Raw genomic sequence first — 4,150 nt, forward strand, 5'->3', positions numbered from 1 at the left:
AGCCGACCACACCCATACCTGCGCTTGCGTGCGAGATCTGGTCCCAGCCGAACTCATCTCGCAGCCGACCACACCCATACCTGTGTCCGCGCGCGAGATCTGGTCCTGTGGGTGGACGTTCCCGAGCCCGGTGTGCCCTGCGTCACTAGGGTGGATCGCGGACCCGTCAGCCCACCCGGAGGTCACCTCTCGTGTTCTCGAAGATCCTGGTCGCCAATCGCGGCGAGATCGCCGTCCGAGCCTTCCGCGCCGCCACCGAGTTGGGTGCCAAAACGGTGGCGGTCTTCCCTCATGAGGACCGCAAGTCCGAACATCGGCTCAAGGCGGACGAGTCCTACCAGATCGGCGAGGAGGGCCACCCGGTCCGCGCCTACCTGGACCACGACAACATCGTGCGGGTCGCGGTGGAGTGCGGTGCGGACGCGATCTACCCGGGCTACGGCTTCCTGTCGGAGAACCCGCTGCTCGCCGAGGCCTGCGCTGCCAACGGCATCACCTTCATCGGGCCGCCGGCCGAGGTGCTGCACCTGACCGGCAACAAGGCCAAGGCGATCGCCGCTGCCCGAGCGGCCGGGCTGCCCACCCTCAAGAGTGCGCCGGCGACCACCGACCTCGACCTTCTGGAGGCGGCCGCCGCGGACATCGGGTTCCCGGTCTTCGTCAAGGCCGTGAGTGGAGGCGGCGGGCGTGGCATGCGCCGGGTGGACAACCCGGCGACCCTGCGCGATTCCCTCGAGGCCGCGCAACGCGAGGCCGACGCGGCCTTCGGCGACCCGACGCTCTACCTGGAGCAGGCCGTCATCAACCCGCGGCACATCGAGGTGCAGGTGCTCGCCGACGCCGCGGGCACCGTCTTCCACCTCTACGAACGCGACTGTTCCCTGCAGCGTCGCCACCAGAAGGTCATCGAGATCGCCCCCGCGCCCAACCTCGACCCAGACATCCGGGCGCGGATGTGCGCGGATGCCGTGGCCTTCGCCGAGTCAATCGGCTATCGGAACGCGGGCACGGTCGAGTTCCTCCTCGGGGAGGACGGACAGTACGTCTTCATCGAGATGAACCCACGCATCCAGGTCGAGCACACGGTGACCGAGGAGGTCACCGATGTGGATCTCGTCGTTGCCCAGATGCGCATCGCCTCCGGGGACACCTTCACGGATCTGGCCCTCACCCAGGATGACATCCACGTCAACGGCGCCGCCCTGCAGTGCCGGATCACCACCGAGGACCCGTCCAACGGCTTCCGGCCGGACGCCGGCCAGATCACCGTCTATCGCTCGGCCGGCGGCTCCGGTGTCCGCCTGGACGGCGGCACCGTCTTCGTCGGTGCCGAGGTCAGTGCCCACTTCGACTCCATGCTGGTCAAGCTCACCTGCCGTGGCCGGACCTTCCCGATGGCAGTGCGGCGGGCGCGACGGGCGTTGGCGGAGTTCCGGATTCGCGGCGTCTCCACAAACATCCCCTTCCTCGAATCGGTCCTTGCCGACCCGGTCTTCCAGGCCGGCAAGGCGACGACGAGCTTCATCGACGAGCGCCCCGAGCTGCTCAAGGCACGGATGCCCGCCGACCGAGGCACCAAACTGCTCGCCTACCTCGCGGACGTGACGGTCAACCAGCCGCACGGGCCGGCCACCACCAAGCTCAAACCGCGACTCAAGCTGCCGACGCTCGACCCCCAGGCGACGACGCCCCCCGGAACGCGCGACCTGCTCCTGCGCCTGGGGCCCTCGGCCTTTGCCAAGCAACTGCGTGAGCGCACGGACATCCCGGTCACCGACACGACCTTCCGCGACGCTCACCAGAGCCTGCTCGCCACCCGGATGCGCACGCGCGACCTCATGCACGTCGCCGGGCATGTCTCGCGATTGACTCCGCAACTGTTCTCGATGGAGGCCTGGGGTGGCGCGACCTACGACGTCGCCCTGCGTTTCCTGTCCGAGGATCCGTGGGAGCGCCTCGCCCTGCTGCGCGAGGCGATGCCGAACGTCCCCCTCCAGATGCTCCTCCGCGGCCGCAACACCGTCGGCTACACGCCCTACCCCACGCAGGTGACCGACGCCTTCGTCCACGAGGCGGCACGCACGGGCCTGGACATCTTCCGGATCTTCGACTCGCTCAATGACGTCAGCCAGATGCGGCCCGCCGTCGAGGCCGTCCTCGAGACCGGGACGGCAGTCGCCGAGGTCGCCCTGTGCTACACCGGCAATCTCACGGACCCCGGTGAGAAGCTCTACACCCTCGACTACTACCTGCGTCTGGCCGAGCAGATCGTCGACACCGGAGCCCACATCCTGGCCATCAAGGACATGGCCGGCCTGCTCCGAGCACCCGCGGCGCGCACCTTGGTCACCGCCCTGCGAGAGCGCTTCGACCTGCCCGTGCACCTGCACACGCATGACACCGCCGGCGGGCAGATCGGCACCCTCCTGGCCGCCATCGACGCGGGCGTCGACGCCGTCGACGCCGCGTGCTCCTCAATGGCCGGCACGACGAGCCAGCCGAGCCTGTCGGCCCTCGTCGCCGCGACCGACGGCACCGAGCGTGAGACCGGGCTCGACATCGAGGCCGTCTTCGCGCTGGAGCCCTACTGGGAGGCCGTCCGCCAGATCTACAAGCCCTTCGAGTCCGGCCTGGCCTCCCCCACCGGCCGGGTCTACTTCCACGAGATCCCCGGCGGCCAGCTCTCCAACCTCAGACAGCAGGCCATCGCCCTCGGCCTCGGCGACCGCTTCGAGGATGTCGAGAACATGTATGCCGCGGCGAACGCCATCCTCGGCAATCTCGTCAAGGTCACGCCCTCGAGCAAGGTCGTGGGCGACCTGGCCCTGGCCCTGGTGGGAGCGGGAGCCGACCCCAAGGACTTCGAGGCCAACCCCACGGCATACGACATCCCGGACTCGGTGATCGGCTTCCTCGAGGGCGAACTCGGGGACCCGCCCGGCGGCTGGCCGGAACCCTTCCGCACCAAGGCGCTGGAGGGTCGGCACGCCAAGGCGCGGGTGACCGAGCTGACCGACGAGCAGGAGGAGGCGCTGCGCACGACGCCCCAGCGCGCGCTCAACCAGTTGCTCTTCCCCGGGCCGACGAGCGACTTCGAGACGTCACGGGAAAAGTTCGGCAACCTCTCGGTGCTCGGGACCATCGAGTTCCTCCACGGCATCGAGCCGGGCACCGAGTACGAAGTGGAGATCGAGGCCGGCAAGCGGCTGCTGCTCGGAGTGCAGAGCATCGGTGAGGTCGACGGCAAGGGCATGCGCACGGTCATGTGCACGCTCAACGGCCAGTTCCGGCCGATCCAAGTGCGCGACACCAAGGCCAAGGTGGAGGTCAAGGCGGCTGAGAAGGCCGACCGCTCGGATCACGGGCAGATCCCGGCGCCTTTCGCGGGGGTCGTGACCCCAGTGGTCGCAGAAGGGGATGTCGTCGAGGTGGGTTCCGTCGTCGCGACGATCGAGGCGATGAAGATGGAGGCCAACATCACCACGCCGGTCGCTGGGACCATCGGGCGACTGGCCATCGGTCAGCACCAGCAGGTCGAGGGCGGTGACCTCATCCTCGTGATTCACCCCTAGGGGTGAGAAAAGCGTTCTCCTGAAAGGATTCTCAGGAACTTGGTGCGATTGACTGACCCTAAACCCCGACGCGGTCGAGGGTTGGCCTAACGTCGAAGCATCGGGTTCCCGAGGGGAGCCGGACCAGTCGACAGATTGAACCGCCAGTGCAGGATCACTGAACAGGAGAACTGACATGGGTCTCGGAGACACGCTCGGCAACAAGGCTGAGGAAGCCAAGGGCAAGATCAAGGAAGAGTGGGGCGACGCGACCGACAACACGCGCCTGGAGGCTGAGGGCAAGGCGGAGCAGGTCAAGGCCAAGGCGGACCAGGTCGGTGACGACGCAGCCGACGCCTTGCAGAATGCGCGCGACGAAGCCGCGGACACGTGGGAGGACGCCAAGGATGGCGGCGAGAACTCCACCCTCGACGCGATGGGCGACAAGTTGCGCGATCTGAAGAACAAGGTCGACTGAAAGGTCGCGACCGGTCAGGCTGAGAACAGGGGCTCATCCGACCACCACCGAGGGCCGGTGGCTGCACACGCAGTCACCGGCCCTCTCGCTACGTCCGGCGAGTGGACGGCATACCAACCAC

2 protein-coding genes are annotated in these 4,150 nt (G+C 67.9%); both read left to right on the forward strand.

The window, feature by feature from the left end:
- The first annotated feature begins 191 nt into the window (after nucleotides 1–191).
- The gene (locus tag BN10_RS14480; protein WP_010851997.1) at nucleotides 192–3,572 is read left to right on the forward strand and encodes a pyruvate carboxylase; all 3,381 of its coding nucleotides are present in this window, start codon (nucleotides 192–194) and stop codon (nucleotides 3,570–3,572) included.
- Nucleotides 3,573–3,747: 175 nt separating this feature from the next.
- Nucleotides 3,748–4,029, forward strand: coding sequence for a CsbD family protein (locus tag BN10_RS18135; RefSeq protein WP_010851998.1), 282 nt, complete (start codon nucleotides 3,748–3,750; stop codon nucleotides 4,027–4,029).
- Nucleotides 4,030–4,150: the final 121 nt, after the last annotated feature.

It is taken from the genome of Phycicoccus elongatus Lp2 (assembly GCF_000367525.1).
Taxonomy (GTDB): Bacteria; Actinomycetota; Actinomycetes; order Actinomycetales; family Dermatophilaceae; genus Phycicoccus_A; species Phycicoccus_A elongatus.

Bases quoted from the DNA above. Each gene is read 5' to 3' on its own strand.
- BN10_RS18135 (WP_010851998.1), top strand. From the start codon at position 3,748: ATGGGTCTCGGAGACACGCTCGGCAACAAGGCTGAGGAAGCCAAGGGC.